Source organism: Streptomyces sp. NPDC055025 (assembly GCF_053608565.1).
In genome coordinates this window covers 1-26462 of sequence record NZ_JBSGVS010000081.1, presented here as the reverse complement: position 1 = coordinate 26462, position 26462 = coordinate 1, and the positions used below count along the sequence as shown (strand labels likewise).

Annotated in this window: 27 protein-coding genes and 1 pseudogene; 13 read left to right on the top strand and 15 right to left on the bottom strand. The window is 71.2% G+C overall.

Features of this window, described 5'->3' with window-relative positions; genetic code table 11:
* Window positions 1-202: 202 nt before the first annotated feature.
* The 3 genes from ACWGDX_RS34825 to ACWGDX_RS34815 form a co-directional block, all read right to left on the bottom strand.
* A complete protein-coding gene (locus ACWGDX_RS34825; protein WP_363080855.1) occupies window positions 203-301 on the bottom strand; it encodes an Ms4533A family Cys-rich leader peptide in 99 nt (32 codons plus the stop codon).
* A gap of 56 nt (window positions 302-357) precedes the next feature.
* Entirely contained in the window at window positions 358-1695 is a 1338-nt protein-coding gene (locus ACWGDX_RS34820) for a DUF3152 domain-containing protein (RefSeq protein ID WP_453632179.1), read from the bottom strand.
* A 230-nt stretch (window positions 1696-1925) separates the two neighbouring features.
* A complete protein-coding gene (locus ACWGDX_RS34815) occupies window positions 1926-2894 on the bottom strand; it encodes an alpha/beta fold hydrolase (protein ID WP_453632167.1) in 969 nt (322 codons plus the stop codon).
* Window positions 2895-3070: 176 nt separating this feature from the next.
* On the opposite strand from ACWGDX_RS34815, the gene ACWGDX_RS34810 reads away from it, so the two are divergent.
* The 4 genes from ACWGDX_RS34810 to ACWGDX_RS34795 all read left to right on the top strand — a co-directional run bounded on the left by ACWGDX_RS34810 (window position 3071) and on the right by ACWGDX_RS34795 (window position 4986).
* Complete coding sequence (locus ACWGDX_RS34810; RefSeq protein WP_365902748.1) at window positions 3071-3301, top strand: hypothetical protein; 231 nt, start codon at window positions 3071-3073, stop codon at window positions 3299-3301.
* A gap of 187 nt (window positions 3302-3488) precedes the next feature.
* The gene (locus tag ACWGDX_RS34805; RefSeq protein ID WP_363080850.1) at window positions 3489-4130 is read left to right on the top strand and encodes a TetR/AcrR family transcriptional regulator; all 642 of its coding nucleotides are present in this window, start codon (window positions 3489-3491) and stop codon (window positions 4128-4130) included.
* A 133-nt stretch (window positions 4131-4263) separates the two neighbouring features.
* Window positions 4264-4491, top strand: a complete 228-nt coding sequence (locus tag ACWGDX_RS34800) for a DUF3107 domain-containing protein (RefSeq protein ID WP_363080849.1) — start codon at window positions 4264-4266, stop codon at window positions 4489-4491.
* 225 nt (window positions 4492-4716) lie between these two features.
* A complete protein-coding gene (locus ACWGDX_RS34795; protein ID WP_453632165.1) occupies window positions 4717-4986 on the top strand; it encodes a hypothetical protein in 270 nt (89 codons plus the stop codon).
* A gap of 20 nt (window positions 4987-5006) precedes the next feature.
* Here the strand turns inward: ACWGDX_RS34795 and ACWGDX_RS34790 are convergent, their stop codons facing one another.
* Window positions 5007-5753, bottom strand: a complete 747-nt coding sequence (locus tag ACWGDX_RS34790) for a ferritin-like fold-containing protein (protein WP_453632163.1) — start codon at window positions 5751-5753, stop codon at window positions 5007-5009.
* A gap of 526 nt (window positions 5754-6279) precedes the next feature.
* Between ACWGDX_RS34790 and ACWGDX_RS34785 the strand changes: the two genes are divergently transcribed.
* Together ACWGDX_RS34785 and ACWGDX_RS34780 are read left to right on the top strand one after the other, a co-directional pair.
* Complete coding sequence (locus ACWGDX_RS34785) at window positions 6280-8253, top strand: DEAD/DEAH box helicase (protein WP_453632161.1); 1974 nt, start codon at window positions 6280-6282, stop codon at window positions 8251-8253.
* Between the two features lie 329 nt (window positions 8254-8582).
* Window positions 8583-9434 carry an alpha/beta fold hydrolase gene (locus tag ACWGDX_RS34780; RefSeq protein ID WP_453632159.1) on the top strand — a complete coding sequence of 284 codons (852 nt, stop codon included), beginning with the start codon at window positions 8583-8585 and terminating at the stop codon, window positions 9432-9434.
* 74 nt (window positions 9435-9508) lie between these two features.
* Here the strand turns inward: ACWGDX_RS34780 and ACWGDX_RS34775 are convergent, their stop codons facing one another.
* Complete coding sequence (locus tag ACWGDX_RS34775; RefSeq protein ID WP_453632157.1) at window positions 9509-10420, bottom strand: NYN domain-containing protein; 912 nt, start codon at window positions 10418-10420, stop codon at window positions 9509-9511.
* Between the two features lie 190 nt (window positions 10421-10610).
* Here ACWGDX_RS34775 and ACWGDX_RS34770 point away from each other — a divergent pair, with 190 nt between their 5' ends.
* Complete coding sequence (locus tag ACWGDX_RS34770; protein WP_363083873.1) at window positions 10611-10763, top strand: hypothetical protein; 153 nt, start codon at window positions 10611-10613, stop codon at window positions 10761-10763.
* A gap of 119 nt (window positions 10764-10882) precedes the next feature.
* Here the strand turns inward: ACWGDX_RS34770 and ACWGDX_RS34765 are convergent, their stop codons facing one another.
* From ACWGDX_RS34765 to ACWGDX_RS34750, 4 genes are all read right to left on the bottom strand, one after another.
* Entirely contained in the window at window positions 10883-11488 is a 606-nt protein-coding gene (locus ACWGDX_RS34765; RefSeq protein WP_453632155.1) for a MarC family protein, read from the bottom strand.
* A gap of 220 nt (window positions 11489-11708) precedes the next feature.
* A complete protein-coding gene (locus ACWGDX_RS34760; RefSeq protein ID WP_453632153.1) occupies window positions 11709-12578 on the bottom strand; it encodes a PHP domain-containing protein in 870 nt (289 codons plus the stop codon).
* A 153-nt stretch (window positions 12579-12731) separates the two neighbouring features.
* Complete coding sequence (locus tag ACWGDX_RS34755) at window positions 12732-13370, bottom strand: DUF6758 family protein (protein ID WP_453632151.1); 639 nt, start codon at window positions 13368-13370, stop codon at window positions 12732-12734.
* 209 nt (window positions 13371-13579) lie between these two features.
* Window positions 13580-14221 carry a suppressor of fused domain protein gene (locus tag ACWGDX_RS34750; RefSeq protein WP_453632149.1) on the bottom strand — a complete coding sequence of 214 codons (642 nt, stop codon included), beginning with the start codon at window positions 14219-14221 and terminating at the stop codon, window positions 13580-13582.
* 434 nt (window positions 14222-14655) lie between these two features.
* On the opposite strand from ACWGDX_RS34750, the gene ACWGDX_RS34745 reads away from it, so the two are divergent.
* Together ACWGDX_RS34745 and ACWGDX_RS34740 are read left to right on the top strand one after the other, a co-directional pair.
* Window positions 14656-15780, top strand: coding sequence for a magnesium and cobalt transport protein CorA (locus tag ACWGDX_RS34745; RefSeq protein WP_453632147.1), 1125 nt, complete (start codon window positions 14656-14658; stop codon window positions 15778-15780).
* A 99-nt stretch (window positions 15781-15879) separates the two neighbouring features.
* Window positions 15880-16395: a hypothetical protein gene (locus ACWGDX_RS34740; protein WP_453632145.1), complete on the top strand. Its 516-nt coding sequence runs from the start codon at window positions 15880-15882 to the stop codon at window positions 16393-16395.
* Window positions 16396-16530: 135 nt separating this feature from the next.
* Here the strand turns inward: ACWGDX_RS34740 and ACWGDX_RS34735 are convergent, their stop codons facing one another.
* Window positions 16531-17328: a hypothetical protein gene (locus ACWGDX_RS34735; protein ID WP_453632143.1), complete on the bottom strand. Its 798-nt coding sequence runs from the start codon at window positions 17326-17328 to the stop codon at window positions 16531-16533.
* 199 nt (window positions 17329-17527) lie between these two features.
* Between ACWGDX_RS34735 and ACWGDX_RS34730 the strand changes: the two genes are divergently transcribed.
* The 3 genes from ACWGDX_RS34730 to ACWGDX_RS34720 are packed head-to-tail and all read left to right on the top strand — an operon-like array spanning window position 17528 to window position 20600.
* The gene (locus ACWGDX_RS34730) at window positions 17528-18808 is read left to right on the top strand and encodes a magnesium transporter MgtE N-terminal domain-containing protein (protein WP_365902738.1); all 1281 of its coding nucleotides are present in this window, start codon (window positions 17528-17530) and stop codon (window positions 18806-18808) included.
* 49 nt (window positions 18809-18857) lie between these two features.
* The gene (locus tag ACWGDX_RS34725) at window positions 18858-19397 is read left to right on the top strand and encodes a DUF1003 domain-containing protein (protein ID WP_363083883.1); all 540 of its coding nucleotides are present in this window, start codon (window positions 18858-18860) and stop codon (window positions 19395-19397) included.
* Window positions 19398-19439: 42 nt separating this feature from the next.
* Entirely contained in the window at window positions 19440-20600 is a 1161-nt protein-coding gene (locus ACWGDX_RS34720; protein WP_453632141.1) for an Mrp/NBP35 family ATP-binding protein, read from the top strand.
* Between the two features lie 134 nt (window positions 20601-20734).
* Here ACWGDX_RS34720 and ACWGDX_RS34715 read toward each other — a convergent pair whose 3' ends face one another.
* From ACWGDX_RS34715 to sigE, 5 genes are all read right to left on the bottom strand, one after another.
* On the bottom strand, window positions 20735-21403 hold the full coding sequence (locus tag ACWGDX_RS34715; RefSeq protein ID WP_453632139.1) for a hypothetical protein: 669 nt from the start codon (window positions 21401-21403) through the stop codon (window positions 20735-20737).
* Between the two features lie 116 nt (window positions 21404-21519).
* Window positions 21520-21981, bottom strand: coding sequence for a sec-independent translocase (locus ACWGDX_RS34710; RefSeq protein ID WP_453632137.1), 462 nt, complete (start codon window positions 21979-21981; stop codon window positions 21520-21522).
* A gap of 127 nt (window positions 21982-22108) precedes the next feature.
* Window positions 22109-23764: a S1C family serine protease gene (locus tag ACWGDX_RS34705; RefSeq protein WP_453632135.1), complete on the bottom strand. Its 1656-nt coding sequence runs from the start codon at window positions 23762-23764 to the stop codon at window positions 22109-22111.
* Window positions 23765-23853: 89 nt separating this feature from the next.
* A complete protein-coding gene (locus ACWGDX_RS34700) occupies window positions 23854-24735 on the bottom strand; it encodes an anti-sigma factor family protein (protein WP_453632133.1) in 882 nt (293 codons plus the stop codon).
* Window positions 24732-25490, bottom strand: coding sequence for an RNA polymerase sigma factor SigE (gene sigE, locus ACWGDX_RS34695; RefSeq protein ID WP_382853527.1), 759 nt, complete (start codon window positions 25488-25490; stop codon window positions 24732-24734). Before sigE ends, ACWGDX_RS34700 begins: the two co-directional genes overlap by 4 nt.
* A gap of 151 nt (window positions 25491-25641) precedes the next feature.
* On the opposite strand from sigE, the pseudogene ACWGDX_RS34690 reads away from it, so the two are divergent.
* Window positions 25642-26308: pseudogene (locus tag ACWGDX_RS34690) on the top strand (O-methyltransferase).
* Window positions 26309-26462: the final 154 nt, after the last annotated feature.

The window sequence follows — 26462 nt, the reverse complement described above, 5'->3', positions numbered from 1 at the left end:
AGAAAGCCTCTCGGTTGCTGCGGGGAAAGGTCGGACGGAACAGGAGCGAGGGCGCTGAACGCTCGGTGTCCGCGCAGACGGCAGCGGTGGAGAGTGGTGGGGGTGGAGAGGTGGTGCGCGCCGCGCCTGCGTATGGACGGAGTACGCCCAGGCGCGGCGATGTACGGCGGAGGGAATGGGCCGACGCGCGCTCGGGCAGGGCTCAGCGACAGAGAATGTCAGCCACGCAGAGTGCGGTCACACCGATGAGCGCCAGCTCTATGGCGGCGCGACCGAGGGCGGCGGGGCGGTGGGGGGACATGCCGAGAAATATGAACGACCCCGCCGCCGATGTCAACGTGATTTGAGACAGGCATCTCAAGTGTTGGGAAAGACCCAGGGGTTGGGTCTGCACTTGATCCCGTCGATGTCCAGCGACTTCGTCTGCTGCTGCATCACGGGGGCGAGCGCCCCGGGCGTGCGGCAGATCACGTGGTTGTGCCCGAGCCGGTGGCCGACCTCATGGTTGATCAGCATCTGGCGGTAGCCGAGCATCTGCTGGGGACCGAAGGTCTCCGCCCCTCGCGCCCAGCGGAAGGCGTTGACCATGACGCGGTCGGTCGAGGCCGAATCGCAGGACACATTGTCGACGGTGGTGTCCAGACCGGACTTGGCGCACCAGACACCCGTGGTGCCCGGACTGGCCAGGGTGATCACGAAGTCGGGGCTGCCGCTGGAGATCCGCTCGAAGGTCATGGCGCCGTTGTGCGCCCAACTGCGGTCGTCGTTGAGGGTCTTCTGGACCGCGTCCGCGAAGAGCTTCCCGTCCAGGCCGAGGCCGTCCTCTATGTCCACGCGGTAGCGGAACTTCTGCCCCTTGCCCGGTGCCCTGTCCAGACCGGGCACGGCGGTGAACCGGCCCGAGGCCGTCAGCGCGGGATCGAGCGGGAACTGCCGGGTCATCAGCTCGGCGTAAGTGGCGGGCGCGGGGGCCGGCTTCTCCGGCTTCCGGGCGGACGGAGTGGCCCGGCCGTCCGAGCGGGAGGCGAAACCGTCGTCGGTACGGTCGAGTCCCTCGGCGGGCCGCGCGCCGGACGGCTCCGCGCCGCCGGTGACCTGTCCGGCCACGACGACCGCGAGCACGGTGGTCACCGCCGCGGCGGCGATACCGGTGAGGGCGCGGCCCTTGCCGCCTCTGGCGGGCTGGTCCGCGTCGGGACCGCCCGGACCCGCGGTGCCTTCGCCCGTGCCGGGGGCCGTGTCCGCGCCGTCGTCACCGTCCCGCCCGCCGGTGGTGGCGGGGGACGGCGCGGGCGGCGCGCTCTCCCGCAGGCCGGTACGGACGCGCGGGGCGTCGAAGGCGTCGGCGTCGAACGCGTCGACGAACTCGCGCCGTGGGCCCGGGATCAGCGGTGCTCCGGTCCCGGGCGCCGCCGTTCCGGGCTTTCCCGTCCCCGGCTTTCCGGGCTTCCCCGGCGTTCCCGTCAGCGGGCTGCCCGCCCCCGGCGTGGCGGTGCCGGGCGCTCCCGTGCCGAACGTCGTGGTGGCGCGCCCCGCGGTCGCCGCCCCGCCGGAGCGGCGCGGTGGGGCCACGGCGCCGGGGGCCGCGCCCTGCCGGTCGCCGTACCGCTCGGAGCCCCAGCCGCCGCCGGGCTCACGCTGCTCGGGATGGCCGCCGCGCACCTTCGGTACACCCCGCGCGGGAGTCCCGTACAGGGGAGTGCCATGAGCCGGTGTGCCGTACGCCGCACCCGCGCGCTCCTGACCCTGGCCCTGGTCCTGACCAGCCTGGCCCTGGTCCCGGCCGGCTCCTGAGCGCCGGCGCCGGCCTCTGCCGGAGCCTTCCGGATCCGGACCGGCGTCCGCCTCGGCGGGCACGACACCGGCCGGGCCCGGCGGGCCCTGGGGTGCGGGGCCTCTGCGGCTGTGTCGTCCCACGCCCCGGATCAGCTCCTGTCGGTGTCGTCGATGTGGTCGATGAGTTCCCTGGCGGCCTGCGCGACCTCCCGCGGGTACTCCATCATGGCAACATGCCCGGCGTCAGGGAGCGTAAGGAGCCGTGAATCACGGAAAGCCAACGCCGCTTTCCGTGCCATACGGTACGAAACGAGCTGATCCCGCCCGCCGTAGACAAGCAGTGTCGGCGCCAGGACCCGCTCGGCCTGCCGCCACAGCGCGTGCTGACCGCCCAATGTGTACGCGTTGACGATACCGCGTGCGGAACGGGCCATCGCGTCCCAGAAATAAGGCAGTTGAAGCCGGCGCTCCATCTCCTTGACCGCCTCGCGCAGTTCGTCCTCGGTGACGACGCCGGGATCTCCGTAACAGAGCGCCATCACCCCGCGCGTGCGCTGCTCCGCCGTCCATTCCCGGGTCAGCCGGCCGAACAGACCGACCGCCCCCGGCAGCGCGAGCAGCGCGGTGGGCACCGCGGTGCGCTGTACACGGATCTCCGGCAGTGCCGGGGAGACCAGCGTCAGGGTCCGCACCAGATCGGGCCGGGCCGCCGCGACCCTGGTGGCGACGGCGCCGCCCAGCGAGTTGCCGAAGAGATGGACGGGACCGCGCCCGCCGGCGTCCAGCAGCCGGATCACCGCGCGGGCGTGCCCGGTGACCGAGTAGTTGCCGTCGTCCGGCGGCGGCGAGTCCCCGAACCCGGGCAGATCGACGGCCTCCCCGTCGACCAGATCCGCCAGCAGCGGCATCAGCCCCGACCAGTTCTGCGAGGAGCCGCCGAGCCCGTGCACATACAGCGCGGGCGGCGCTCCCGTACGGGTCGCGGGCCGTCCCCGTACGGTCAGGGAGAGTCCGGGCAGTGTGACGGAGCGGAGCGTCTCCCCCTCCGCGACCCGGACGGGGCTCACCCTCGGAGCCACAGCGGCGGCGATGGTTTCCGGCAGCTCTGTCGAAGACATGCGGCAATGTTACGAGACGATCACGCGCGGGATCATGTGTTCGCCGTCACAGGCCGCATGGCGTCCGGCATCCGGGGCTTCTACGCTTCAGGGTGAGGGGCGCGGGCCCCGGCCCCTCACGCCGCGGACGGCCCCGGCTCTCCGCGGTGCCCCGCGGTGAGGAGAGAAGGCGCGGTATGCCGGTGGACCCCACGGACCCGGACACCTTCGAGACCGAGGACCAGGACGAGGACGTCGAGCTGGGCGAGGAGACCCCCGAAGCCGACGCCGCGGAGCAGCACACGGAGGTACGGCACCACGGCGACGAGCCGCTGACCCATGTCGATCCGGCCACGGTGAGTGAGGGCGACGCCGCGGAACAGGCGCGCGCGGTCGACCTCGACGAGGACGAGGACGGCTACCGCTGAACCGCGGCCGGTCCGCCGAACAGGCCCGCTCCGCCGGAAGGGCCGGAAAGGACCCGGCCCGTCCCGCGGCTACCGCGGGCGTCCCGGTCCGTGAAATTCTGCGTCCGCGCCGCGCACAGCCCCGTTACCCAAAAGTACGATGGCGGGGCGGCGCACAGCGCGCACGGCACGATTTTTGGGAGGCGGCGTGACAGCCATAGAGCAGACCGAGGCAGCGCGCCCGCGAGGTACGCGCCTGCCGCGCCGCGCCCGACGCAATCAGCTTCTGGGCGCGGCACAGGAAGTCTTCGTCGCGCAGGGCTACCACGCGGCCGCGATGGACGACATCGCCGAGCGGGCGGGTGTCAGCAAGCCCGTCCTCTACCAGCACTTCCCCGGCAAGCTGGAGCTGTATCTCGCCCTGCTCGACCAGCACTGCGAGGCCCTCCTCCAGGCGGTCCGTACGGCACTCGCCTCGACCACCGACAACAAGCTGCGCGTCGAGGCCACGATGGACGCGTACTTCGCCTATGTCGAGGACGAGGGCGGCGCGTTCCGCCTGGTCTTCGAGTCGGATCTGACGAACGAGCCCGCGGTGCGCGAGCGCGTCGACCGGGTCGCGCTCCAGTGCGCGGAGGCGATCTCCGAGGTGATCGCCGAGGACACCGGGCTCTCCAGGGACGAGTCCATGCTGCTGGCCGTGGGGCTGGGCGGGGTCTCCCAGGTGGTGGCCCGCTACTGGCTCTCCAGCGAATCGGCCATCCCCCGCGACGAGGCGGTCAGACTGCTGACCTCACTGGCCTGGCGTGGGATCGCGGGCTTCCCGCTGCACGGCGGTGAACAGCACTGAGCGGCGCGTGTTCGCTGCGGGCGTGCGCCGTGGCGCCTTCCGGGTGGATTCCCGGTGGTCTCTCCGGGCTAATGTGTGCTGGGTACAGCGCGGCTGACCGCGCAACGCACCGACCGTTCGGAGGGACATAGCCGTGGAGGTCAAGATCGGCGTGCAGCACGCGCCCCGGGAGATCGTTCTTGAGAGCGGGCAGTCCGCCGAGGAGGTCGAGCGCGCCGTGGCCGACGCGCTGGCCGGCAAGGCGCGGTTGCTCAGCCTCACGGACGACAAGGGACGCAGGGTCCTCGTACCGGCCGAGCGGGTCGCGTACGTGGAGATCGGTGAGCCGACGACACGACGGGTCGGGTTCGGCGCGCTCTAGGTCGGCGCGCTCCAGGTCGCTGACATCCGGGAACGGCCCGGCGGGACTCCCGCCGGGCCGTTCCTCTGCCGTCGTACCGCTTGCGCGCCGTGGTCCGTCCGCGCCGGGGATTGATCGTGTCCGGGCGAGCCGGGGAGGGTTGCGTTCCGCGCACTCCGGGTAGTGACGTGCTGGGCCCAAAGGTCCGGACCGCGGTGTCCATCGTGTGCAGTGAGGTGATCGGCAGTGATCTGGGTAGCTCTGGGATCGGCCCTGGTCGGGCTCGGTCTCTCGGGGGCCGCGGCCCATCTGCTGGCGCACCGGCTGCCGTCGCACCGGACGGTCTTCACCGCGGGTCCGCTCGGCGCCCTCTTCGGTGCCTATCTGACGTACATGGCCCTCGGCCCCGGCCATGCGCTGGCGATGCTCGCCGGCGCGCTGCTGGTGGGGACGGTCCTGCTGTCGCTGCTGGTCCGTCCCGCGGCCCGGCGGCTGCACCGGGCCATGCCCTCCTGAGGCACGGCCCGGTCCCGGTCTCAGGCCGCCAGCCCCAGCGCGGCCATGCGCTTGGTGTGCGCCTCGGTGATCCGGGAGAACATCCGGCCGACCTCCGCGAGATCGAAGCCGTCCGCCACCCCGCCGACCAGCATCGTGGAGAGCGCGTCCCGCTCGGCCACCACCCGCTGCGCCTGCGAGAGCGCCTCACCCATCAGCCGCCGCGCCCAGAGGGCCAGCCGTCCGCCGACGCGGGGCTCCGCCTCGATCGCGGCGCGCACCTTCTCCACGGCGAAGTTGCCGTGCCCCGTGTCGTCCAGCACGGCCAGTACCAGCGAGCGCGTGTCCGTGTCGAGACGCGCGGCCACCTCGCGGTAGAAGTCACTGGCGATCGAGTCCCCGACATACGCCTTGACCAGGCCCTCCAGCCAGTCCGAAGGGGCGGTCTGGCGGTGGAAGTCGTCGAGCGCCTTCGCGAACGGCTCCATCGCGCCGGTCGGCTCGGCGTCGATCGCCCGCAGCCGCTCGTTCAACTGCTCGAAGTGGTGGAACTCGGCGGCGGCCATCTTCGCCAGCGCGGCCTTGTCGGCCAGGGTGGGGGCCAGCTTGGCGTCCTCGGCGAGCCGCTCGAAGGCCGCCAGCTCGCCATAGGCGAGCGCGCCGAGCAGATCCACGACCGCGGCGCGGTACTGCGGCTGTGCGGCGGCCGTGCCCCAGCTCTGGGCGGCGATCCCGGTAGGTCCCTCGGCTGCGGGTGCGGATGCGGTGGCGTTGTCGGGCGTCTCCATGGACGCACAATAGCCCGCTCTTCCCGGCCAGGAAGGGCCTGGTCAGACACGGTCGTGACACCGTTCCGACGAATTCGCCCAACACACATGCGCGATTCCGGGGTACAGTGATAAAGAGCCCGCTGGTGTTCTGGCGGGCCCTCGCAGTATCTGGCAGTGTTTCGCAGTGCTTTGTCCGAGGGTCTTTTTCTCGGACAGGCCCCATGAGGATGCCCGGTCGGTGGCCCGATCGGCTCCGACCCGACCGCCCTCCACGCGAATCGTACGCACAGCAGCGTACGACCGCAGATGAGGGGCCCCCTCAGCGGCACGAGCGCTCGAGCGACGGCAGTGGTCCCGCGCCATCCGGCCAACCCACGGCCGGCCGAGTACCCAGGTGCGGTACGACCCCCAGCGTTCGCCTCGCGCCGCGTCTCACAGAAGAGGCAGCACCCTGACTACGACTTTCCGAGAACTCGGAATCCTCCCCGAGACCGCCGAGGCGCTTGAAGCCGTCGGCATCATGTCTCCGTTCCCCATCCAAGAGATGACGCTCCCGGTCGCGCTTTCCGGCAAGGACGTCATCGGACAGGCCAAGACCGGCACGGGCAAGACGCTCGGGTTCGGTCTGCCGCTCCTGGAGCGCGTCACGGTCCCCGCGGACGTCGAGTCCGGCCGGGCCGTGCCGGAGAAGCTCACCAACGCCCCGCAGGCGCTGGTCGTCGTCCCCACCCGCGAGCTGTGCACCCAGGTCACCAATGATCTGCTGACGGCCGGCAAGGTGCGGAACGTCCGCGTTCTCGCCATTTACGGCGGCCGGGCCTACGAGCCCCAGGTCGAGGCCCTCAAGAAGGGCGTCGATGTGATCGTCGGCACCCCGGGCCGGCTCCTCGACCTGGCGGGCCAGAAGAAGCTCGATCTCTCGCATGTGCGCGCGCTCGTCCTGGACGAGGCCGACGAGATGCTCGACCTGGGCTTCCTGCCCGACGTCGAGAAGATCATCCAGCTGCTGCCGCCCAAGCGCCAGACCATGCTGTTCTCGGCGACCATGCCGGGCGCGGTCATCGGTCTCGCCCGCCGTTACATGTCTCAGCCCACGCACATCAGCGCCACCTCGCCGGACGACGAGGGCGCGACCGTCGCCAACACGACGCAGCGTGTCTACCGCGCCCACTCCATGGACAAGCCGGAGCTGGTCGCGCGCATCCTCCAGGCCGAGGGCCGCGGACTCGCGATGATCTTCTGCCGTACGAAGCGCACGGCCGCCGATATCGCCGACCAGCTCGCCCAGCGCGGCTTCGCCTCCGGCGCGGTCCACGGCGACCTCGGCCAGGGCGCCCGTGAGCAGGCGCTGCGCGCGTTCCGCAACGGCAAGGTGGATGTCCTGGTCTGCACCGACGTCGCCGCGCGCGGTATCGATGTCGAGGGCGTGACGCATGTCATCAACTACCAGTCGCCGGAGGAGGAGAAGACCTACCTCCACCGCATCGGCCGTACCGGCCGCGCGGGCGCGTCGGGTACGGCCGTCACCCTGGTCGACTGGGACGACATCCCGCGCTGGCAGCTCATCAACAAGGCGCTCGACCTCGGCTTCCCGGACCCGCCGGAGACGTACTCCACGTCACCGCACCTGTTCGAGGAGCTGAACATCCCCGAGGGGACCAAGGGCGTACTGCCGCGCGCCGAGCGCACCCGCGCCGGTCTGTCGGCCGAGCAGGTCGAGGATCTGGGCGAGACGGGCGGCCGTGGCCGCAAGTCGGCGGCCACGGTGGTACGGGAAGAGCGCCCGGCCCGTACGCGCCCTCCGCGCCAGCGCCGCCGCACCCGCGGCGGGACCGCGCTGGACGGAACGGCGGTGGACGGAACGGCGGTGGACGGGACCGCGCTGGACGGGGTGGCAGAGCCGCAGTTCCAGACGGCCGTTCCTCTCGACGTACCGGTCGACGTACCGGAGAGCGGGAGCGCGGAGCAGCCGACGGCCGAGCCGCGTACCCCGCGCCGCCGCCGTCGTACCCGCGGCGCTGCCGTGGCGGCGCCCGGGGCCGAGGCGCCGGTCCTGGAGGTCGTGGAGACGCCCGTGGCCGTGGAGCCGGTGGTGGCTCCGCCGCTGGCGTCCGAGCCGGAGGCCGAGACGGCGGCCAAGCCGCGCCGTCGCCGCACGCGGGCCGCGAAGCCCGCCGCGGAAGCGGCCATAGCGGTCGTCGAGACGGTCGGCGCGGCTGTGGCCGTCGACACCGTCGAAGCCCCCGTCGCCACAGTCACCGAGACCAAGCCGCGCAGACGGACCCGGGTCGCCAAACCCGCCGCCGAGGCGGGCGTCACCGCGGAGGCGGTGGCGGTGGCCGACCCGGCCGAGGCCCCCGTCGCGGAGACCAAGCCCCGTCGGCGCACCCGCGTCACCAAGCCCGTCGCCGAGGCGGCGGACACGGCGGACACGGGCGCCGAGACACCGGAGGGGGACGCGGTGCCCAAGCCGCGCCGCCGCCGTACCCGTACGACCGTGGCCAAGACCGAGAGCTGACCCACGGACCTCGCCGATGGCCCGACGCCCCCAGGGTGCCGGGCCATCGGCGTACCGGCGCCCGGACGGCCCGGTTCCGGACGGCCCGTTCCCGGCCGGTCAGCGGCGGAGCGCCCGGTCAGGGACCTGGCGGCATCGCCCCGCCGCCGCGCGGCTAGGGCCTTTCGTTTGGATCTTGCTGGGCTCGCGTGCCCTGGCACCGCGCCTCGCCGCGTTGTCGTCGGTCGCCTACGCTCCGCGTGGGCTCCCTCCTCCGCCTTGCGATCCACGGCACCAGACCCCGCTCCCTCATCCAGCCAGACCCAAACGAAAGGCCCTAACCTCGTCGCATGAGTCGGCCGTCCAGCTTCACCCCGCCCTCCTGCGCCCGTGCCCGTGCCCTGTCGACCCGTCGCGGCCGGTTCGCGGTGCTCGACGCGAGGCCCACGGGGGAGCCACAGGGAACCGTGCTTCTGCTGCCCGGGTACACCGGCAGCAAGGAGGACTTCATCTCACTGCTCGAACCGTTCACGGAGGCGGGCTACCGCGCTCTCGCCGTGGACGGCCGCGGACAGTACGAGACCGAGGGACCGGACACCCCGGAGGCCTACGCGCAGGGCGAGCTGGCCGCCGATGTGCTGGCGCAGGCGGAGGCGGTCGGTACTCCCGTCCATCTGCTCGGACACTCGCTCGGCGGGCAGATCGCCCGCGCCGCCGTACTGCTCGACCGGAGTCCGTTCCTCACGCTGACCCTGATGTCCTCGGGGCCCGCGCAGGTGGCCCAGGCCCAGCGGGAGCGGGTGAGGATGCTCGGTGACGCGCTCGCGACCATGACCATGGCGCAGGTCTGGGAGGCCATGCGCATGATGGACACACCCGCCGCCGACGACGTGATCCCCGTCGACGGTGAGGATCTGCGCGGGCGCTGGCTGCGGACCAATCCGGCGCAGCTCATCGCCACCGGCCGGCAGCTCTCCGTGGAGCCGGACCGGGTGGACGAGCTGGCCGCCGTACGGCCGCTGCCCAAGCATGTGCTGTCCGGCGGGCAGGACGACGCCTGGCCGTTGCCTCTGCTCGACGCGATGGCGGAGCGGCTCAAGGCGCGCAGGAGCGTCATCGAGGGCGCGGGGCACTCGCCCAACACCGACCGGCCGCTGGAGACCGCCGCCGCGCTGACGGACTTCTGGGACGGCCACTACTGACAGCCGCTGCTGGGGGCGGCCGCTGCTGAGGGGCGGCCGTCCCTGACCGGGGCGGCCGTCCCCGAGGGCTCGGGTCAGTACTGCGACTGGAGGTGCTGCCAGAAGCCGTCCCGCAGCGACCGCCGCAGCATCGCGTGGCCCCGCAGTGACCGCTGGAGCAGCCTCTCCGCCTCGATCAGCAGATCCTGGTCCACGGGGCCCGGCAGATACGGATGGCCCGGCAGCAGCTCACCCATCGCGTCCCGGCCGCGCTCCGCCAGCCAGGTCGCGGCGATCTGCGCGCCGATGAAGCGCACCTGGTCCCGCGAGGGCGGTGGCTCGCCCTCGTGCTCGTACGTGGTGACCGGGCGGCGGGTGACATACGGCTTGCAGAATTCCAGGTCGAAGGTGCGCTGGCTGTCGACCTCCCACAGCAGCGGCTCGGCCTGGTTGCGCCCCTCGCCGGCCTCTATGCCCCAGAGATGGACCCGTGCGCCGTACCCCTGCGCGGCCTCGACGGCCGACACCAGGTCCTCGTCACCGCCGACCAGGGCCGCGTCACTGATCGCGCGGTGCCGGGCGAGCGATTCGAGATCCGTACGGATCAGGGAGTCGACACCCTTCTGCTGGTTGTTGGCGTTGAGATTGCCGAGTCTGACCTTGACGTCGGGCAGCTCCGCGATGGACTGCTGCTCAGGAGTGTGGATCCGCCGCCTGGCGCCGTCGTACCAGTAGACACGGAGCAGCCTGCTGTCCGCGAAGATGATCCGGGCCTTGTCGATGAAGGCCTCGATCAGCCCCTCGGCGTCGAGATCGAAGGAACGCCGGTCTTCCGTGCCCGCTACAAGCAACCCGGCCGCAGCATAGACGTAACCGGCGTCGACGAAGATGGCATGCGTGGACGGAGTCTTGGCGACCTCGGCGAGCATGCGCTGGAGCAGCTCGTTGGTCCGCTCCAGACGGGCGGCGATCTCGGTGATCTCTGGGTTGATCTCTGCCTCGTTCATACGCGTTTCATTCTCTGTGGACGACACCGTACCCGCCAGTAGTCAGCGTCCCAGAGAATTTCCTTAGCCTAGGGAATATTTGCAGAGGACAACCCGTTGAAGGTACACGTAACGCCGATCACGTAACGACCGACGGACATCCCGTCACCCACAGTTCTCCAGCAGGAGGATCAGACGAAGGGAGAAGCCTGTGCGCTTCGAAATCATGCGACTCGACGACGTCGACGGCACCGCCGTGGACAGCACCGTCGTGGACGCCGCCTCCGTCAACCGCATCGTGCAGCAGGCCGCCGCGATGGGCCAGCGGATCTATATCCGTCCGGCCGAAGACCCGGCCTCGTAACTGCTCACCCCACCTCATCACATCGCATCCGAAGCGCCCCCGTACAGATCACCCGTACGGGGGCGCTGCCTGTACGGGGGAGTCCGTCCGCGCCGGGCGGCCGGGGCCGGGCGCCGGGGTCAGGCACCTTGTACCACCTGGGTCACGCCGTTGATGATCTGCTGCACGGCGATCGCCGAGAGCATCATCCCGGCCAGCCGGGTCACCAGCACCACACCCCCGTCCCTGATCAGCCGGATGATCACCAGCGAATAGCGCATCGTCAGCCACAGCACGACATGCATCGCGACGATCGCGGCCCAGACCGAGAGCTGCGCCGCCGCGCCGCCGGCGTGCTGCACGGCGAGGATGACGGACACGATCGCGCCCGGCCCCGCGAGCAGCGGCATACCCAGCGGTACGAGCGCCACATTGACGTCCTTGGTCTGCTTCGGCTCATCGGACTTACCCGTCAGCAAATCGAGAGCGATGAGCAGCAGAAGCAGACCGCCGGCGATCATCAGCGCCGGTACGGACACATGGAGATAGTCCAGGATCTGCTGGCCGAGTACGCCGAAGACGGCGATCACCCCGAAGGCGACGGTCGCCGCCTGCCAGGCCATGGCGCGCCGGACCTTGGCGGGGCGTCCCGAGGTGAGGGCGAGGAAGATGGGAGTGATCCCGGGCGGGTCCATGATCACGAAAAGGGTCAGGAAGAGCGATCCGAAAACGGCGACGTCGAACACGGTGAAGGCCTTGCGGGAGGAGGGAGCGGGGAAGGGGGAAGCCGCGAGGCGCGGCGAAGCGGGCGCGTACGAGCGGGCTCCCGCGTACGGATCCGAGCCGGCGTCCGAAGCGGCCCGCGGTCAGGCGTGCGAGTACCGGTCCGGGCGGCACACCCATCGGGCGGGACCGGTGAGCGGGTCCTCGCGGGCCGACGGAATTCGTCGGACAGGGACTGGGTAACTAGGCGCGTCCGCCCGCGCCCGGCACCGGGAACGCGCCGGACGCGCGCCGGGTGATCTCGCCGTAGATCTCCGGGTCGGTCGTGTACGCGCCGAGTTCCACGGACTTCCGGCTGCCGTGGTAATCGCTGGAGCCGGTGACCAGCAGCCCGAGCTCGGCGGCCTGGCCGCGCAGCCGGGCCCGCGTCGATGCGTCGTGGTCCACGTGGTCGACCTCGATCCCGTCGAGACCCGCGGCGGCGAACCGCGCGACCGCGGAGTCGGGCACGACCTCGCCACGCTTGACGGCCTGCGGATGCGCGAACACCGTGACCCCGCCGGCGGCCTTGACCAGGCGGATCGCCTCGAACGGGTCGAGTTCGTGCTTCTCGGCGTAGGCGCGCCCGCCGTTGGCCAGCCACGCGGACGTGAAGGCGTCGGACACCGTCGCGACGACACCGAGTTCGACGAGCGCCGTGGCGATGTGCGGACGTCCGAGGGAGGCGTCCCCCGCGATCCGGGTCACCTGCTCCCAGGTGATCGGGACGCCCAGTTCCTGAAGCTTGCCGACCATCGCCCGCGCCCGGGGCACCCGGTCGTCCCGTACCAGCTCGCGCTCGCGCAGGAACTCGGGCTCGTCCGGGTCGAAGAGATAGGCGAGCATGTGCAGGCTGACGCCGTCGAGCCGGCACGACAGTTCGGCCCCGGTCACCAGGGTGAGATCACGGTCGAGATCCGCGAGCGCGGCGATCGCGCCGGCGTGGCCGCGAGTGGAGTCGTGGTCGGTCAGGGCGACGACATCGAGCCCGGCGGCGGCCGCGTTACGGATCAGCTCGGCCGGGGTGTCCGTACCGTCCGAGGCCGTGGAGTGGGTGTGCAGATCGATGCGCACGACGCGTACTCCGGGGGCTCGGGGCGGACGGGACACGCCCCAGGATAACGGGAGATTCGAACAGTCCGGACGCCCTCGGTCCGGCGCCACCGCGCGCCGTACGCGCCCCGGAGCGCGACGGCCAGGGCACGCGACGGTCAGAGCACGCGACGGTCAGGACAGCAGCCGGGGCGACAGCGCCCCGCAGGGCAGCAGTTCCACCTCGGCGCCCGCGTCCCGCAGATCGGTCAGCACCAGTTCGTCGTAGAGCAGCAGTCCCGACTGCTCCGGCCAGACGATCGCCCACAGCCACAGTCCGAGCGCCTCGCCCGCGAAGACCGCCCGGTCGTCCGGGGCCTGGGCGACATGCCAGAGCGGGGTGGGCCGGCCCGCGGCGAGCAGTTTGGTCTGCGGCGGCTTGTCGACCCCGATGTGCGGGCCGGGATCGGGGCCGTCGATCCCCGCGTACCGGGCTCCCAGCCCGACCCCCAGCTCCTCCGCGACCAGCAGCAGTTCCCCCGTGCCACCGAGGGGGGCCGGCCCCGAGCAGGCGACGGCGGTGGCACGGCCTCCGCTGCGGTCGTCGCCCGCGTACGCCACTCCCGTGAAGAGCCAGCCGACGGGGAGCGGCCAGGGCATCCAGACCGGGACCCGCGCGCGGTTCACCACGACACCGAGGGCTTCGACGCTGGGCGGTATCACGGGCTGGAGCGGATGCACGGTGCCGTGCACGGCGCACTGCCAGGAGTCGGCGAAAAGACCGGGCGCCCTGATCCGGCCACCGCACTTCGGGCAACTGGGTTCGCCCCTCATAGCGCCCCACGGTCCTCCCCGCCCGACGTCGCGTCAAGGACGATCACCCTTCCGGCGGGAGTCGCAGCGGAACTGAACGGAACTGAACAGCCGCGTTCCATCAGTGATCGGTCCGCCAGGGATCGGTCCGGGGATTCCACCGGGAATCGGTCCACGGATTCCGCCGGGGTTCCGCCGGACGTCCGCCGGGGAGGACGGTCCGCCGGGGATCAGTCCAGGGAGACGGAGCGGCGCAGCGGATCGCGCAGATCCGTGCCGTGGGCCAGCCAGCGCTCCTGGAGCTCCTGCGCTCCCCTGGCCCGCCTCCACGCCGCCTCGTTCGCGGTCATCGGCAGCAGCGGCAGAAACCGTACCGGCTCCAGCGGAGCGTCCAGTTCGAGGTCCGGCACCAGTCCGCCGGACTCCCCGACCAGCACCGACTGGAACGGCGCCCCCGGCCAGAGCGGCGCCCCGAGGTCCAGCGAGCCGCCCGAGGCCACGACCACCCCCTCGACCTGCGGAGACGCGGCGAGTGTGGCCAGCGGACGCAGCACCTGGTCGGTGTCGGCGAGCCCCGCCCGCACGGTGAGGATCAGCTCGGCCCGGGGCCCCTTCACGGGATCGGCGAGCAGCGCCGAGGGGTCCGCCATCGGCTGCGCCGACATCCCGAGCGTGACATACCTCACCACGTCCTGGCCGATCGCGGAGCCGCCGTCCCCCGTGGAGCCACCGTCCGGAGAACCGCTCCAGGAGTCCTGGAAACGCAGCACCTCGATACGGTCCGTCCCCAGGAATGTCACCGAGGCCCGCGCGTCCGGTTCGCCCAGCGCCGTGCGCAGCCTGGCTTCCACCAGAGCGAGAATTTCTCCCATACGGCGAGCATAGATCGCATAGGAATCGGGCAGAGGAAGGGATTGACGTCTGTCTGCTGATAGTCTTGGCCGCTGGTCGGGACAGTGCGCGGAAGCGTCGCTCTCCAATCCCGACATCACGTCATCCCCCACGGGGGACCGGCCGGAGGAGGTGGGGCTGCGGTGGATCGAAGTCACCCGGCCAATACCAACCGCTCTTCCGCCCCGCTCATGTCCCGGTGACCCGGGTCCCGGGTATCTGAGGCCTCAGCCCGTCCGGGCACGGCACTTCGCACGACGGAAGAGCACTTCTTTTCTGCCTGTGTTTTCCGCCTGTCTGTAGCGAACGCCGTCACCGCGACCCCGCGGTGCCGCCCGCTTTGCGGACGTACGCACCACGTCCCCATTCCGGGCTGTGCCACCTCGCCGACGGCCTCTCCGTGAAGGAGCCCGCCATGTCGATGATCCGAGACCTGCGCGCAGCGGTCCGCCCGGCCCTGCGCAAGAGCACCGCCGCCTACGGCAAGTACGACTCGTACGACGCCACCCGTGACCCGTCCGCGTCGAGCGCGGTCGTCGACTGCGCGGTCTACCGCAAGGGCCGCCGGGTGCTGGAGGACCCCTGTGTCACACCGCACGAGGCGATGCTGCGGGTACGTGACGGCGGCGGCTTCGCCTGGATCGGTCTCCATGAGCCGACCGAGGAGGAATTCGCCGGTATCGCGGCCGAGTTCGGGCTCCACCCGCTGGCGGTCGAGGACGCGGTGCACGCGCATCAGCGGCCCAAGCTGGAGCGGTACGACGACACGCTGTTCACGGTCTTCAAGACCATCCACTATGTCGAGCACACCGAACTGACCTCGACCAGCGAGGTCGTGGAGACCGGTGAGGTCATGTGCTTCACCGGACGGGACTTCGTCATCACCGTCCGGCACGGCGGCAAGGGCTCACTGCGCGCCCTGCGCCACCGGCTTGAGGGGGACGAGGAGTTGCTCGCCAAAGGGCCCTCCGCCGTGCTGCACTCCATCGCCGACCATGTCGTCGACGGATATATCGCGGTGGCGGCGGCCGTGCAGGACGACATCGACGAGGTCGAGATCGATGTCTTCTCGGCGCCCGCGAAGGGCAGTCCGCGCGGCTCCGACGCCGGACGGATCTATCAGCTCAAGCGTGAGGTACTGGAGTTCAAGCGGGCCGCCTCCCCGCTGCTGCGGCCGATGCAGCTTCTGAGCGAGCGGCCGATGCGGCTGGTGGACCCGGACATCCAGAAGTACTTCCGCGATGTCGCGGACCATCTGGCGCAGGTGCACGAGCAGGTCATCGGCTTCGACGAGCTGCTGAACTCGATCCTCCAGGCGAATCTGGCGCAGGCGACCGTCGCGCAGAACGAGGACATGCGCAAGATCACGTCCTGGGCGGCCATCATCGCCGTACCGACGGCCATCTGCGGGATCTACGGCATGAACTTCGATCACATGCCGGAACTGCACTGGAAGTTCGGTTACCCGATGGTGCTCGGCGCGATCGCGGTCGTCTGTGTGACGATCCATCGCACCCTCAAGCGCAACGGGTGGCTCTAGGCACCGGCTCCAGGCGCTCCCGTGCCCGCGGTGCTCCCGCGCCCCGCGGTATCGGCGGTGTCCGGCCGGGTGTCCGGGGCGCCGGTTAAGCTGCGGGGCATGACAGATCCGCAGCTCGGCCAGGCGCTTGTCGAGGAGGCCACCAAGAAGTCCGCGCTCATCTGGGTGCGGGGCCCGGGGCCCGTTCGCGCGCTGTGGCACATCTGGCACGAAGGCGCCGCGTATCTGGTCGGGGACGGTCCCGGGGAGCAGCCGCTGCCGGGGCTCGCCGACGGCTCCACCGCCGAGGTGACCGTACGCAGCAAGGACAAGGGCGGCCGGCTGGTCGTCTGGACCGCGGCCGTCACCGAACTGCCCCCGCGCTCGGCGGACTGGGAGGCGGCCGTGGCCGAACTCAAGGGCAAGCGGCTCAACGCGCCGGACGCGGAGGAGATGCCGGAGCGCTGGGCGCGTGAGTGCCGGGTGCTGCGGCTGGCGCCCCGGGGCATGACCACCGACCTGCCGTCGGACTCACAGGCCGCCGTGCCCCTGCCGACGGTGGCGACAACTCGTCAGCCCGCGCCCGCGTCGCTCGGGCGGCTGCTCCTGAGGAAAATCGGCCCGTCCCGCGACTGAGGACGCCCCAGCGGCCGACCCTGGCCCTGGCCCTGGCCCTGGCCCTGGCAGACGGTCCCGGACCCGGCGCACGGTCCGGGTCCTGGCCCCGGCGCACGGTCCTGGACCGGTCCTGGTCCTGGTCCTGGTCCTGGGCTAGTTCTCGGCCTTCGGCAGACGGCTGCCGTAGTCGACGGTCTCCCCCTTCGCCGGGGCCTCCAGCACGAAATCCTTGCCCCAGTCGGAGAGAGTGACCGTCCCGGCGCCGCCCGCGCGTACCAGTTGCAGCGGATACGGCACGCCCTCCAGCGAGACGTCCAGCGTCCCGCCGTCGCCCTCACCGCCGTTGACCTTGACGGTCCGCAGACCGCCGATCCGGTCGCGGTCGCCCTTGGTCAGCTTGCCGTGCAGCGTCAGTATCCCGTCGAGCAGCACGTTCTTGTCCGTGAAGCCGCTGAGCTGCTTGTACGAGGGGTCGTCCTCCGGGACCTTCACATACTTGTCCTGGAGCTTGTCCGCGACCGCGACGTCCGATTCGGTGGGCTCTCCGCTCCCGCCGCCCTCGTCCTCGTCCGTGTCCGCGTGGCTCCAGAACCCGGCGTCGGCCTTCAGATACAGCTCGTCCTCGATCCGCAGGAGCTGGAAGGTGCTGTCCTTCGAGATGACCGAGCCGATGCCGCCGTCCGCCTTGAGCTGCATATTGAGCTTGTAGGTCTCCCCGTTGCTCACCAGCGAGCCCGAGAGCCGGACCGCGCTCGCGCCGTCCGCCGCGGACTGCGCCTTTCTCTCGATCTCGGTGGCGGCGAGCTTCCCGACACCGTTCGTTCCCTCGTCCGGATCCTCACCGCACGCCGTGAGTACGGCGGCCAGCCCCGCGCAGAGCGCGACGGGGAGTGCGGCCCGGCGGACACGGCCGGACGACAGGGGAAGGGACACAGACACACTGCCTCTCATACGCGGTGGCGGGTGGCAGACGGCAGCGTACCCGGGCTGTCCGCGCCGCTCGACAGAGAGCCGTACCGATGCCGTACGCACGCCGTACGGACCGTTCCACCAGGGCGTACCGGACCGGTACGGGCTAGCCTGAACCCGTTATCGCGCTGGATAGAAGGACATTCAGGGACAAGCTTTCAGGGACAAGGAGGCGCGCGCAATGGCCGCTGGCGCTCCTCGGATCTTCGTCTCGCATCTGGCCGGTGTGCCGGTCTTCGACCCCGCCGGTGATCAGGTGGGCCGGGTCCGCGATCTGGTGGCGATGCTGCGGGTCGGCCGCCGCCCGCCGCGGCTGCTCGGTCTGGTCGTCGAGGCACTCACCCGGCGCCGGATCTTCCTGCCCATGACCCGTGTGACCGGCATCGAGTCGGGCCAGGTGATCACCACCGGGGTGCTGAACGTACGGCGCTTCGAACCGCGCCCCACGGAGCGTCTGGTCCTGGGCGAACTGCTTGACCGGCGGGTGCGGCTGGTGGAGAGCGGCGAGGAGGTGACGGTCCTCGATGTGGCGATCCGCCAGCTCCCGGCCCGCCGCGACTGGGAGATCGACAAGGTCTATGTACGGCGCGGCAGGAAGGGCGGCGCGCTGCGGCGGCGCGGGGAGGCACTGACGGTCGAGTGGTCGGCGGTCACCGGTTTCTCCCTGGAGGAGGAGGGGCAGGGCGCGGAGAACCTTGTCGCCACCTTCGAGCGGCTCCGTCCGGCCGATCTCGCCAACGCGCTGCACCATCTCACGCCGAAGCGGCGGGCCGAGGTGGCCGCGGCGCTCGACGACGACCGGCTCGCGGATGTGATGGAGGAACTGCCCGAGGACGACCAGGTGGAGATCCTCGGCAAGCTGGAGGAGGAGCGCGCGGCCGATGTCCTGGAGGCGATGGACCCGGACGACGCGGCCGATCTGCTCTCCGAGCTGCCCGAGGTGGACAAGGAGCGGCTGCTGACGCTGATGCGGCCGGACGACGCCGCGGACGTCCGCCGGCTGATGTCGTACGAGGAGCGCACGGCGGGCGGTCTGATGACGACCGATCCGATCGTGCTGCGGCCGGACGCGACGGTCGCCGACGCGCTGGCCCGGGTACGGCAGCAGGACCTCTCCCCCGCGCTCGCCGCGCAGGTCTATGTGTGCCGGCCGCCGGACGAGACCCCGACGGGCAGATATCTGGGTACGGTCCACTTCCAGCGGCTGCTGCGGGAGCCGCCGTACACCCTGGTCAGCTCGATCGTGGACAGCGATCTGCCGCCGTTCGACCCCGGGACCCCGCTCTCGGAGATCACCAGCTTCCTCGCCGCGTACAACATGGTCTCGGCGCCCGTGGTGGACGACGGCGGGTCGCTGCTCGGCGCGGTGACCGTCGACGACGTACTCGACCACATGCTGCCGGACGACTGGCGTGAGACGGACTACCACGGCCTGGAGGAGGCGGTCGGCCGTGGTGAGTGACCGTACGGACAAGGACGGCGGCCGGGAGCGCGCGAGGGCCGTGCCGGGCATGGGGTCGACGGCGCTGTCACGCGGCGGCCGGAACCGGCTGGACCAGCCGCTGCCACCGCGGCGCAGGCTGCTGCCCGACTACGATCCCGAGGCCTTCGGGGTGCTCTCGGAGCGGATCGCCCGCTTCCTGGGGACGGGCCGTTTCATCGTCTGGATGACCCTGATCATCATCCTCTGGCTCGTCTGGAACATCACCGCCCCGGTCTGGCTGCGCTGGGACCCGTATCCGTTCATCTTCCTGACGCTGATGCTGTCCCTCCAGGCCTCGTACGCCGCCCCGCTCATCCTGCTGGCGCAGAACCGCCAGGACGACCGGGACCGGGTCACCCATGAGCAGGAGCGCAAGCAGAACGAGCGCTCCATCGCGGACACGGAGTATCTGACCCGGGAGATCGCGGCACTGCGGATAGGCCTCGGCGAGGTGGCCACCCGGGACTGGATCCGGTCCGAACTCCAGGATCTGGTGCGGGACATGGTGGAGCACCGGGTGGTGTTCCCGGCCGAGACCGTCCACGGCCGCGAGGAGCCCGATCGCTGACGGCCTTTCCCCGGGCCGCGCCGGGCGCCGTACCATCACGGTATGGCTACCGACACGTACGGAACCGCCGTCCCCGCCGAGGACGCGGTGCGCGCCGCGCTGGCGACGGTGAACGACCCCGAGATCCACCGGCCGATCACCGATCTCGGGATGGTCAAATCCGTGGAGATCGGCGCGGACGGCGCGGTGGCCGTCACGGTGTATCTCACGGTGTCCGGCTGCCCGATGCGCGACACGATCACACGGAGCGTGACGGACGCCGTCTCCCGGGTCGAGGGCGTCACCCGGGTCGACGTCACGCTGGACGTGATGAGCGACGAGCAGCGGCGCGGGCTGGCGGCGTCGCTGCGCGGCGGCACGGCGGAGCGGGAGGTGCCGTTCGCCAAGCCCGGCTCGCTGACCCGGGTGTACGCGGTGGCATCGGGCAAGGGCGGTGTCGGCAAGTCCTCGGTGACGGTCAATCTGGCCGCGGCGATGGCGGCCGACGGGCTGAAGGTCGGGGTGGTCGACGCGGACATCTACGGCCACAGCGTGCCGCGGATGCTCGGCAGCGAGGGCCGGCCCACCCAGGTCGAGAATATGATCATGCCGCCGTCGGCGAACGGTGTGAAGGTGATCTCCATCGGTATGTTCACCCCGGGCAACTCGCCCGTGGTGTGGCGCGGGCCGATGCTGCACCGCGCGCTCCAGCAGTTCCTCGCGGATGTGTACTGGGGCGATCTGGACGTGCTGCTGCTCGATCTGCCGCCGGGGACGGGCGACATCGCGATCTCGGTGGCGCAGCTGGTGCCGAACGCGGAGATCCTGGTGGTCACGACCCCGCAGCAGGCCGCGGCCGAGGTCGCCGAGCGGGCCGGCTCCATCGCCGTACAGACCCATCAGAAGATCGTCGGTGTGGTCGAGAACATGTCGGGTCTGCCGTGTCCGCACTGCGACGAGATGATCGATGTCTTCGGCACCGGCGGCGGCAAGCTGGTCGCCGAGGGGCTGACGAGGGAGACCGGCGCCACGGTTCCGGTGCTGGGCGCGATCCCCATCGACGTACGGCTGCGGGAGGGCGGCGACGAGGGCAAGCCGATCGTGCTCTCCGACCCCGACTCTCCGGCGGCGACGGCGCTGCGCGAGATCGCGGAGAAGCTGGGCGGGAGGCAGCGCGGTCTGGCGGGCATGTCGCTGGGAATCACCCCGCGCAACAAGTTCTGAGGGCTCCTACGGGCCGGCCGGGTTCTGTACGGCCACCAGGTTCCGTACGGCCATGAGGGGCCATGTGTAAGGGGCGACCGCGATGGCGGTCGCCCCTTACCCGCGCTCGGCTCCGTACGGGCCCCTGCGGCCCGCTACGAGTCGTACGAGCGGATGTCCTCGATCACCGAGAAGCCGACGCCGTAGGCGCTCATCCCGCGGCCGTAGGCACCGAGGTGCACAGCGCCGCTCGTCGACCCGGCCAGCACCCAGCCGAACTCGGACTCGCGGTAGTGGAAGGGCGTCGGCACCCCGTCGACCGGCAGCGAGAGGACCGACCAGGCGGGCTCCTCCAGATCGTCGGCCAGCTCGAACGCGGCCTCCGTCTGCTGCTTCAGCCAGTCGTCACGCAGGGTGTGGTCGAGCTGCGGCGGCCAGGTCGCGGACAGCAGGCCCGAACCGGCCAGCCAGGCGGCCGAGGAGGCGGTGGTGGCGTCGAGATGGCCGCTGCCGTCACCGCTGCGGCGCTCGGGGCTGACGGCCACCGTGATCACCACCGCGAAGCGCTCCTGGTCCGCCGAGGGGTCCGGCCTTATCGACGGCTCTTCCCCGTGCCCGGTGGAGCCGTGCCGTACGGTGCCGTCGGCCGTGGCTCCGACCTGCATCAGCCAGCGCGGCCCGGTGAACGCGTCGTCCAGTCCGTACCAGGGGAACGGCGCCCGCAGATACTCCGCGACCGTGCGACGCGCGAGCGCCGGCACCGTCTCGGCCCCGGCGCTGGATGAACTGGCGCTCCGCGCCTCTGTCCGGCTCGTCGTCTCCATCTGGCCGGCGCCTCCTCGATCTCTCGCGTCCGCAGCGGCCCGCCCCCGACGGGCGCCTCACTGCCGGACAGATGGAGGATAGCCACCCCGTACCGGCTCGCCGGGATTGATGGCCCTCAGGTGGCGTCTGCGTCGAAGGGCGGACGGTCGTCGCGAGCGGGCTTCTCGGTCTTCTTGAGCAGGTCGGGGGTGCTGGAGGAACCATTCGCCGACCCGACCGGAGCCACCGGGGCGTCCGACACGGAGCCACTCTCATGGCCGTTCACCGCGTCGGCCACATCGGCCATCTCCTTACGGAGGTCGAAGCTGCTGCGGATCTCCTTCAGCCCCAGATCGTCGTTGTCCATGAGCTGCTTGCGGACGAACGTCTTGGGGTTGAGGTCCTCGAACTCGAAGTCCTTGAACTCCGGACCCAGCTCGGAGCGGATGTCCTCCTTGGCACTCTCGGAGAACTCGCGGATCTTGCGGACGAAGCGCGACACGTCCTGGATGACCTTGGGCAGCTTCTCCGGACCGAACACGAGCACCGCGAGGACCACGATCGTGACCAGCTCAAGTGCGCCGATGTCATTGAACACCTTGCTGCTCCTTGTGTTCTCCATGTCCGCGGACGGAGGTCGGGGCCGTCCTGGCCTGAAGTGGTCGAGGTCCGGGCCGCTCCACGGTACCTGGCGCACCTGTCCGGGCGGTACCTTCGGGTGTCCGTCAGGTGCCGTCCGCGGAGCCCAGGACCACCGTCAGGGCCCTTTCCCGGCCACCACGGAGCAGTGTCAGTTCCAGCCGGTCCCCCGGGCGGTGGGCGCGGATCTTGACGATCAGTTCCTCACCGCTGTGCACGCGCCGGCCGTCCACCTCGGTGATGACGTCCCCCGCCTCGATCCCGGCCTTGGCCCCCGGGCCGCCGGAGGTCACCGCGGGACCGCCGTCCGCGGCCTTCGTGCCGACCCGGGCGCCGTCGCCCGCGTACTCCATGTCGAGACTCACCCCGATCACGGGGTGGGTGGCCTTGCCGGTGTTGATCAGCTCCTCGGCGACGCGCTTGCCCTGGTTGATGGGTATCGCGAAGCCGAGACCGATGGATCCCGACTGGCCGCCGTCGGATCCGGCGCCGCTGTCCGCGGCGCGGATCGCGCTGTTGATGCCGATGACCCGGGCCTGGGTGTCCACCAGGGGGCCGCCGGAGTTGCCGGGGTTGATGGGGGCGTCGGTCTGGAGGGCGTCGACATAGCTCACATCGCTGCCGTCGCCGCTCTCACCGCCCGCGGTGATGGGGCGTTCCTTGGCGCTGATGATCCCGGAGGTCACCGTGTTGGACAGGTCGAAGGGGGCGCCGATGGCCACGACCGGATCGCCGACCCGGACATTGTCGGAATTGCCCAGCGGCAGGGGCTTGAGCCCGGAGACCCCGGTGACCTTGACGACGGCGAGGTCGTAGCCGCTGTCCTTGCCGACCAGTTCGGCCTTGGCGGTCTGGCCGCCGCTGAACGTGACCGATATCTCGCCGGAGGATCCCGCGGGCTGGACGACATGGTTGTTCGTCAGGATGTGGCCCTGCCGGTCGAGGACGAAGCCCGTGCCGGTGCCCTGTTCGTCGCTGCCGCTGACATGGAGGGTGACGACGCTGGGCAGGGCGCTGGCCGCGATGCCCGCGACACTGTCGGGCGCCCGGCCACCGGACTCCCGGTCGGTCTGCGGGAGTTCGACGCTGGTGAAGCCGCCGTTGCGTTCGATGTACGCGCCGACCGCGCCGCCCAGCACACAGCCGGCGAAGGCGAGCAGGACCGTGCCCGCGACACCGGCCCGGCGCCGCTTGGTCCGCCGCGGCTCGCCGTGGTGGGTCAGGGGCTGCTGCCCGGGAGCGGGGGCGGCGGTGCTCCACGGGTCGTACTGGACCCACTGCGACGGCTGCTGGTGCTGGGTCTGCTGGTGCTGCGGCTGATGTGGCTGTGACTGCGGCTGGTGCGGCTGCGGCGGGGCCGGGGGCGGATAGCCCTGCGGCCCCTGCCGGTCCGCGTACGGCGGGGGCAGCGGGGTGCCGTGCGCGGGGGTCGGGAGCTGCACGGGCGGTGCGGGCGCCCAGGGTCCTGGTCCTCCGTAGGGCGGTGTGCTGTATTCGTCGGGCTCGTGCAGCGGCTGCGGTCGCTCCCGCGGTACGACGGAAGCCTCATCGGCGGGCGCCGCGAGCGCGGGTCCGGGAGTGTGCTCGCCGGACCCTGACGCCTCGTCGGCGACGGGAGGCAGCTGCGCCGTCACCTCGCCGCTCCGCGCCGGCGGCACCTCCGGCTCCTGCGGTGTCGCGCGCCCCGCCGGGGGCCGGCTCCACCACTTCGCCTCGGGTCCGGTGGGCTTCCCGTCGTCCATGCTCTCCCCGCAACTGCCGTTCCGCGCCCCGACAGAGGCACCCCTGCAAGGATTCAACCAGGTTTACGAACGTCCGCGCAGGGGGCCGCTCAGCGCCGGGTCGAGAACGTGCCGGCAGGCAGCGTCGGGGCCGCGAGCTGGGTGGGGGTGGGGGTGGCGGTGTAGCCCGTCCCGGAGGCCGCGTCGATCTGGACGGCAGGGTCCGCGGGCCGTATCAACGGCGGCTGTACGGCGCCCATCAGGAGGCCCGGCGAGAACGGGTGCTCGGAGAACGTCTGGGTCTGGAACACCCCGGGAAGGGCCTCGGCGGCCGGACGGTCCACGGAGTGCGGCAGCAGTCCACCGCCTCCGCCCTGGCGCCTGCCCGGCTCTCCGCTCAGCGGGGTGGTGGTGCCGGGAGCCCGCATCGGGGTCACATTGTTGCCCGAACCCCGGGGCAGGGCGTCGGCGGCCGTGCCCAGCGGCATCGTGCCGCCGAGGGCCATCGCGGCGAACGACACCGCGCTGGCGGCGGCGAAGGCGAAGCGCCGTCCGCGCCACGGCGAGCGCTCGGCCTCCTGGCGCGCGACCTCATGGATACGGAAGCCGGAGCCGCTGGGCAGCACCCCCGCGTGGGTACCGGCGGGGACATAGCCGAAGCCGTCACCGAAACCGTCCGTACGCACACCGAAGACGCCCTCACCAAAGCGCCCCCCGTCGAACAGCCCCTTTGCGTCGTCGTCATCTCCCGGGAGTCCGCCGGGCAGTCCCTGGAGTCGCGCGAGCAGTCCCGCGGAGGGCGCCGGCGGGGCCGTCTCGGCGAATACGCTCTTCAGCCGTCGCTGGGCGTCGGCCTCCGCCTTGCACTTGGCACAGGTCGCGAGATGGGCCAGCACACGCTCGCGCGCGTCATGGTCCAGCTCTCCGTCCACCAGGGCGGCGAGCCGGTCGCCCAGATGCTGTTCGGCGGGGGTCGGGCTTGTGCCACTCACGCCGCTCCGCCCTCCCCGGCCACGCTCACAAAGGCGCGCTGCTCGGCTCGGGCCTCGGGCGAACGGTGCTGAAGGGCCTTGCGCAGATGCGAGCGCCCGCGGTGGATCCGGCTCCGGACGGTGCCGAGCTTCACACCGAGGGTGGCCGCGATCTCCTCGTACGACAGCCCCTCGATGTCACAGAGCACCACGGCGGCGCGGAACTCGGGCGCGAGGGTGTCCAGCGCCTGCTGCACGTCCGCGTCGAAGTGGGTGTCGTGGAAGGCCTGCTGGGGCGACGGCTCACGGCTGGGCAGCCGCTCCGCGGCGTCGTCCCCGAGCGCGTCGAACCGGATCCGCTGCTTGCGGCGGACCATGTCCAGGAAGAGATTGGTGGTGATCCGGTGCAGCCAGCCCTCGAAGGTGCCGGGGGTGTACGTCGACAGCGAGCGGAAGACCCGGACGAAGACTTCCTGGGTCAGGTCCTCGGCGTCGTGCTGATTACCCGTGAGGCGGTAGGCGAGGCGGTAGACACGTCCGCTGTGCGTGCTGACGATCTCCTCCCAGCTGGGAGGCGTCCACGCCTGCGATTCCGCATCCGATGCGAAGGTCGCGGTAACTGCGGAGTCGATGGAGCGAGAACGGTCAGCGAAGTTGGTCACGGATTTCGGCTTGCCGGCCGACCTGAGATAGCGCTTCAGCGCTCCTCCCCGATCCACAGGCGCAGCCGCACCTCCCCTGTCGGCTCTGGTGGTGTCCAGTGGAGCCCCTACCATAGCCACTCCGCCCGTTAGCTCCGGATAAGAATCTTTACGCGAAATTCGGACCGGCCCCCGCGCTGATCCGAGCTGATCACGGGGGAGCCACACCCCCTCATAACGCCTGGTCCCATCTGCGGGTTCCCGGGCGCAGCGGATACAGTCACCGTTGCGCCGCCAACGGGGACAAGGAGAGGGTCATTACCGCCAACCGGCAGACGAGCTGGGCGTTCGCCGACGCCTTTGTCGCCGAGGACGAAGCACTGCGCTGGGCCCGGGACCGGGCCCGTGAGACAGGGCTTCGCTCGGTGTCACCAGGCACCGGAGCCGCGCTGCGTCTGCTCGCCGCCACGCTGGACGCGAAGGCGGTGGCCGAGATCGGCACCGGTACCGGTGTCTCGGGGACGTATCTGCTCCTGGGGATGCGTCCGGACGGTGTCCTGACCACGGTCGACACGGAGCCCGAGCGCCAGCAGTTCGCCCGGCAGACCTTCCGGGCGGCCGGGTTCACGGGCAACCGCGCGCGGTTCATTCCCGGCCGGGCCCTGGACGTACTGCCCCGGCTCGCCGACGGCGCGTACGACCTGGTCTTCTGCGACGGGGACCGCCTTGAGTGCCTGGACTACCTCGCTGAATCGTTGCGGCTGCTCCGGCCCGGGGGACTCGTCTGTTTCGAGGGCGTCTTCGCGGACGGCCGGACGGTCGACTCGGCGGCCCAGCCCGCGGAGGTGCTGCGACTGCGGGAGCTGCTGCGGACCGTACGGGAGAGCCCGGAGCTGCTGCCCACGCTGCTGCCGGTGGGCGACGGGCTGCTGTGCGCGGTGCGGCGCGGCTGAGGCCGGGGGAACACGGCACAAGGCACGCGTCGCGGGGCCCGGGAACGCGGCGCGGGGCGCGGCGGCCCGTGCCACCCCGAGGGCACCGAGGGCACCGAGAGAGATGTGAGACCGCCGGACATCACGCTGCCCCGGCACGGACTCTCGTCCGTGC